Raw genomic sequence first — 6344 nt, forward strand, 5'->3', positions numbered from 1 at the left:
CAAGCCGTGCTGAGCATCGTTGGAATAACGTCGCAGCGCGGTTGGGCCGGCGGCACGGATGGAACCGAAGTCGGCCGACTCGTTGAAGTCGGTGCTCAGCTTGCCGGCATCGATGCTGACCGCATCGGCTTGCACCCACACGCGGCGCTCGTAGTCGATGGCGTGATGCCATAGTGACGCAATGACCGCCGAGTCGAAACTGGAGATGCCGTCATCGCCCGGCTTGTGTCGGATCTCGCTGCCGATCGACATCCAGTTGTGTAGTCGAGTTTCGATCTGTTCGCGCGCTTGGCTGGCGGAGAGCACTGTCTCCGCATCGCCGACTGATTCAGCTTGCTTGAAGTAATCGCGAGCTGCGCCGAAGTCGCGTTGGGCGTGCTTGGCGCGTGCTGCCAGCATCGCGATGTCGGCTCGCTCAGGAGCGAGCGTATGTAAGCGTTCGGCGATCTCGGCGGTGGCGTCTCTGTTGCCGAGCTGCCATTCACGATAGGCGATGTTGAGTTGCACGCCGAGGTCGTCGGGATTGGCGCGTGCTCGAATGTCAGCAAGTAACGCCCGAGCTTCAACGGTATTGCCGGCATCGATCAGCTCGCGCACTAGAGTGAGCCGGGCGCGATCACGCACGGCATTCATGTCGGCGTCGCGGCTTTCTTCGGGAATGGCATCGATGGCGGCGACCGCTTGGCGTGAGTCGTCGATGCTTTCGTAGAACAACGCTTGGGCGAAACGCATCTGAGGATTGTCAGGCGCGAGTGCCGCACCGGCATCCATCACTGCTCGGCCTTCTTCCTTGCGATCTCGACGAGCCAGCAGGCCAGCAAGGCGGTGACGAGTCCATGGATCGGTCGGCTGCAGCTTGATGGCTTCCGTGAGATCCGCGATGGCGGCCTCTACGTTAGATGCTTCGACCGACGCTCGGGCCCGTGCGCCCAACGCTGTAGCTCGTAAGTTGTCGCGCGTGCTCGCCGTCCATTTGTCATCGACGGGATGCGAGTCGATCAGCTGCAAGGCTTCGTTGGCGTTGTCGTGAGCGATCAGCCAGCGAATTCGCGATTCCAATAACCACGTCGATTCAGGCGCGAGACGGTTTCCCGTAGCGAGCAGATCGCCGGCTTGCTTGGCAGAGCCGAGTGAATCGAGGCGGTCGGCCACGTCGATCAAAGCTTCGAAGTCGCCAGCGCGAAGGCGGGTGGCTGCTTGGAGTTGTAGCGAAGCGAGATCGAGTTGCTGAGCGTCGGTGGAGGCGCGGCTGCGTTGTTCCCAATCCGCGGCTGCGGCCAGAGCCTCAGGAGCCACAGTCGGTGCTGTCGGCGCTGTATTGGTTGGAGTGCGTGGGCTTGAACGGCGCGGAGTCGCAGTTCTCGTCGGCGATTGTGATGCCAATTGAGACGGCGTCGGGTTTGCCGCTGTCGTGCGCGGCGCTCGCCAGTCGCGTACCGCATCCTGATAGAACGGATCGTTGGGATGCTTAGCGGCGAGCGCTCGCACTCCGCGTTGCGCGTCTTGATAGCGCCCCGGCGTCGCTGCCAGCAGTCGATAGTATTCGAGAGCAATCGAACCGTCCGGCGCACCTTGGGGAAACAAGCTCTGGAGTTCACGAGCCAGCTTTTCGCCCTCGCCGATGTCCGCCAGGCGTTTCACTGACATCCAGCGCAACCGATCGCTGGTGGCCAGTCGATATTGCAGGCTCATGGAACGGGTCGCGGCCGAGCCTGGAAAACGCTGTTCCAAGCGTCGCAGTATCTGGTCCGCGGCGGCGAACTCCGACATGCGCAAGTTGAGTTCGCCTAGCTCCAACAGGGCTTCAGGCGAATCCGGGCGCGTGTTGACCAGCTTCTCCAGCGCCAAGCGCGCCAGGTCGCCGCGCTGTCGCGATTCCCACATGCGAGAGCTTTGTAGCAACTCATCGCCGGCGACAGTGGTTTCGGCGGCAGTGGCGACGCGGCCCAGTAGTAGTAAACAAGTAATCGCTAATGCGGTCGATCGCATGCCGGAGTCCAGCGCACGTTGAGCAGGCCGGTGCGGTTGAATTTATAGCGCTGTTCCAACCAGCCCAAGCCGAACAACGTCAATGCATCGCTGTAGTAGTTATGATTGTTCTGAAACGCAGCATCTGCCGCGCGCTGTCGGTGTGCCTGCAGCGCTGCGCTCATGTGTGCATTGGCCAACATGGGGAGCAGTGCCGCCGAGAAGCCTGGTGGACCGTCGCCGCCCAGCTCGCCTGTTTGAGTGTCGACTGTTTCGACCGGCATGCCACGCTTGGCGACGCTTTCCAACATCGGCTTGAGGGCCTGCATCAGTTTGCCGCGCACCGGGTCCGAAGCGGGCAGCATGCCGGCCCACAGATAAACACGAATCGCATCGTAACTACCGACGCCGCGGCTGCGACGGTCTGCCATGAAGCCGCCGCGAGTGAATTCGATCCAGTCGCCGGCGAAACCTTTTGGCGCCGCGCCCAGAATCACTTGCTCCGACGATTTAGCGATCTCAGTCCACAGCGGTTCTTTGTTCTGCCGAGCCAGCCCGTGGAACAGCGGCAGCGTCAGATAGCTCGGATTCAGACGCCAGCTCTCTTGGGTCACGAAGCCTTGCGGTCCCGGCAGCAAAGCAGTGCCGAGGCCGGGCACAGTGGCGACTTCCTCGCGCAAAATGTTTCTTGCCAGCTCGGCGCCGAGGGTGGCGTAGCGGCTTTCATTCCACAGCCGGGCGGCTTCGCCCAGCGTATAGGCCATCCACAAGTCGGCATCGGAGGCGGAGTTCTTGTCCAACACGCGCCAGTTGCCATCGGGTGCGCGACCCCATTGCCACGCGGGCAATTGTTGGTCGAGTCGGCCGCCGGCCAGATTGTCGTGAGTCCAGCGCAACAGCAGGTCGAACGCCGGGCGATCGTTGCTGACCAGCGCGAAAAATAATCCATAGGCCTGGCCTTCGGAGGTGCTGATCTGAGCGTCGGTGCTGGCGTCGATGACGCGGCCGTCCTGGCTCATATACAGCAATTTGAAGCGTTGCCAGGCCGGCCAGGCGTCGCATTTGACGCCGGCGGCCAGTGCACTATCGGGCATCAACATCGAAGTGCTGAGCATGAGCACCCCTAACAGCCAGCGCGCGATCACTGCGAACCGGTGGCGGCGAGTCGTCGAGCGACCCGCCGTTGCAAGCCGCCATACAGCAGCATTGCCACCAGAACCACGACCGTCAGTGCCACCAGCGTGAACAACAACACGTGCTGCGACAGATGGAACCACAAGCGCTTCCACAGCGACAGCGTGCCCACATAGTAGACCGAGTCGCCACGATAGCTCTGTACGGTGTCACCACGCACGATGGCCAGGTCGCCCAGAATCAAGGGCACCTTGCCGTCGTCTTCGAGCGTGCCGATCAATGCCTGGGCCGCTGCGTCGTCGCTGCCGGCCAGCGCCACCACGGTGCGATCGCCGGTGAGTGGCGATTCGAAACTGATGAAGGCGCCGAGCGAGCCGCTGGCGTTGATTTGTACACGGCCGCCGTTGCCAGCCTCACGATTGGCGTTGGCCGGATTCTCGAAGCGCGGCGCTACCGACAGCTCGCGAAACTTGCGCTCGTCGCCGTTGATGGCCAGCGCCAGATCCTGCTCCCACTCGCTCAACAGCGGTGCCGCGCCAGCGCCGCTCAGCACCAGCAAATCCAGGTCGCGTGCCTGCTTGGCTTGTTCGGCATTCAATAGTTGATAGGACAGTGCCACCGTGCCGGTATGCCGCCCCATCCGGCCGAGCAAAAAGAACAACTGCTCGAGCGTGGCTGCCTGCGTGGTGTCGGACAGCACGATGGCGGTTTCGGCCAGGTCGGCGTAGCGAGTGAACGGATAGCCGGCGTTGGCGAACAGCGCCAGATTGGGCATGGCGGTGTAGTGAGCGAAATCGCTGAAGTCGATGCTCGAGTCCGGATCGATGCCTTGACGCGCCTGGTCGCCGGGCACATGACTGCACGGGCCCTGGCGTTGCGGATCCAGGCTGAAACGGAACTGCAGCTGATTGTTGCTCACCAGTTGGAATGCCGGGATGCGCAGCTCTTCGCTTTGTTGAACCGTACCGCTGTCGAGCAGTGGCACGAGTACTTTACGCGCGCCGTCTTCCGCGCCTTCCGGCCGCAAGCGATACGAACGCAGTAACAGTTCGTTGATGCTGATGTTGAGCGAGGAGGTGTCCTGCTCGTTGGGCGCGCTGTAGCGATAACGCAGGTCCATCGGCACGCCGGGCTGGTTCCAGGTGAACAAGTCCGGCGGCAAGCGCAGGTTGACCCGAATCGGCTGCGGAGCGATGCCGCTGGTCTGCAACTGTTGGGGCGAGTCGACCAACTCGCCAAGCTTCACTGCGCGATTGGTTCGCACCCAGCGAGGCGCGTCATAGGGTTCGCGTTTGGGAAGTTCGACCGCGGTCACGGTGGCCTGCGCGCCGCTCAACACTGGACTGCCCAGCACCACGCCTTCCACGGCTTGACGGAGTTGCGCTTCGTCCTTGCCCTGGAACACCAGCAACTTCGCCGTGGGCAGCGAAGGATGATCGATGATGCTCACGGTCGGCACCGTGACGTCGGCAAGCTGCAATGAGTTGGGCTTGGCCGAATTGGTCGCGAACACCAGGCCATGCTGCTCCGGCAGGCTGGTGAACGAGACCGGAAAGCGCGCGCTTCTATAGTCGGCCATCGAGCCGAACCACGATGCGACCACGCCAGCGGAGCGCACGATCTCTCGCGACGGTTGCTCGGGCAGTAGGACAGGCAGGGTGAGTCGGCGATTGTCGCGACGATCGAAGAACGGCGCCGGCAGCAGCGCCAACTCGTTGCGCAACTCGAGCGGTGTCATCGTCAGCTCCAACTCGCTCAACGGACTCAAGGTTGCCCACAACGAGGTATGGCTCGGGTCCTCGCACTCCAGGGTGTAGTGACCGATCAGGTCGAAGCGCAACTGGTTGTAGTCGGTGAAGTAGCGAGGATCGAGGACCACTTCGCGCTCGATCTCGCGGCCGGCTTGTTCAGAAGGCAGCGGCAGTGCCGCCAGCACCTGGTTGTTGAGGCTGACGCGGAGATGCGAGAGCTGCGGAAGCATGGCCGGCGAATAGGTCATTCGCAGCCGCAGCTTGGCCGCTGCGACTACTTCGTCGCCACGCACGCCGATATCGATGCCGCCGCTTGGCTGAGTGCCTCGCAGCTCCAAAGCAGACGCGCCCAGCTCACCGAAGGAAATCCTTTGCGGTGGAGCTGTGGCGGCGGGCTCGGCGCCTAGCGCCGCGTGGCCCAGGCCGAAGGTGAGCAGCGCTACCGAGGCGGCTCGTTTGACTTGTCCAAAGCTGATCAACCAGCAGTGGTTGATACGCGTTCTTACTGATCCGAACTCAGGCATCGACGCCCCCAGGCGCTACCGAGACTCATTCGGCGCAACCTTAGGGTGTGCGCAAGCATTTGCCAACCCGGGGGAAATCGTAGCCGGCGGTCGTTGCCCGCCTGATTGTTACAATTGCAGCGTGCCGCGAGCGATCGCCACTACATCGCCGCTCACCAAGATGCGGCGTTCGGCGTCCACGTGCAGGAACAGCGTCGAAGGTCGGGCGACGTACTCACCCTGCGAGATCTGCACTCGATAGGGCAAGGGCTGGCCGGTCGCGAGCAGCCAACCGCCAAAGTTGGCGGTGGCCGAACCGGTGGCCGGATCTTCGAGAATGGCTGCGCCATCGGGGAAGAAGAAGCGAGACAAGGTACGACCGTTGACCGGCGGGGCGAACACATAGGCCATGCTGTGGCCGTCCTCGCTGCTCACGGCGGCGAATGCTTCGGGCCGAGGGATGGCGCGACGAACTGCGGCTTCACTGGTGAGCGGCACGATGAGCTGTTCCTTGCCGGCTTTGACCCACAGCGGTCGTTCGCCGATGTCGGAAGGCTCCAGGCTCAACATGGCGGCCAGATGCTCACGCGAGGCTTCACAGGCCCGCCAGGTCGGTGGATTGGCTTGCAAGGTCCAGCGATTGCCCTCGGCGCTCACCGGAATGATGCCGGCCTTCATTTGTAACTTCAGTTGGTCGCCGCCCAAGCGCAGCTCGCGACACACGAACGCCGTGCCCAGTGTCGGATGGCCGGCGAACGGCATCTCATAACTCGGCGTGAAGATCCGAACCTGGGCGTTGGCCGAACTGGACGGTTCGATAAAGGTTGTTTCAGATAAATTGAACTGGCGCGCCAGTGCTTGCATGGTCGGCGTGTCCAAGCCGCTGGCATCTTCGAACACGCACAACGGATTACCGGTGAGCGTGCCGCCATTGAATGTGAACACATTGACGATGCGAAAGTTGAGTGTGCGCATGACGGAGTCTCGT

At 62.5% G+C, this 6344-nt stretch carries 4 protein-coding genes; all 4 read right to left on the bottom strand.

The annotated features are described in order from the left end of the window. Positions 1-1989, bottom strand: a 1989-nt coding sequence (locus tag JNL55_RS26935; RefSeq protein WP_293861838.1) for a tetratricopeptide repeat protein, incomplete at its 3' end; no start/stop codon positions are given. After that, positions 1971-3083 carry a cellulose synthase complex periplasmic endoglucanase BcsZ gene (bcsZ, locus tag JNL55_RS26940; RefSeq protein ID WP_293861841.1) on the bottom strand — a complete coding sequence of 371 codons (1113 nt, stop codon included), beginning with the start codon at positions 3081-3083 and terminating at the stop codon, positions 1971-1973. The genes JNL55_RS26935 and bcsZ, both read right to left, overlap by 19 nt. A gap of 26 nt (positions 3084-3109) precedes the next feature. Beyond that, positions 3110-5377, bottom strand: coding sequence for a cellulose biosynthesis cyclic di-GMP-binding regulatory protein BcsB (bcsB, locus tag JNL55_RS26945; RefSeq protein ID WP_293861844.1), 2268 nt, complete (start codon positions 5375-5377; stop codon positions 3110-3112). 108 nt (positions 5378-5485) lie between these two features. Next, positions 5486-6344, bottom strand: an 859-nt coding sequence (locus JNL55_RS26950; protein ID WP_293861847.1) for a PhzF family phenazine biosynthesis protein, incomplete at its 5' end; no start/stop codon positions are given.

It is taken from the genome of Steroidobacter sp., assembly GCF_016790065.1.
Classification (GTDB): Bacteria; Pseudomonadota; Gammaproteobacteria; order Steroidobacterales; family Steroidobacteraceae; genus Steroidobacter.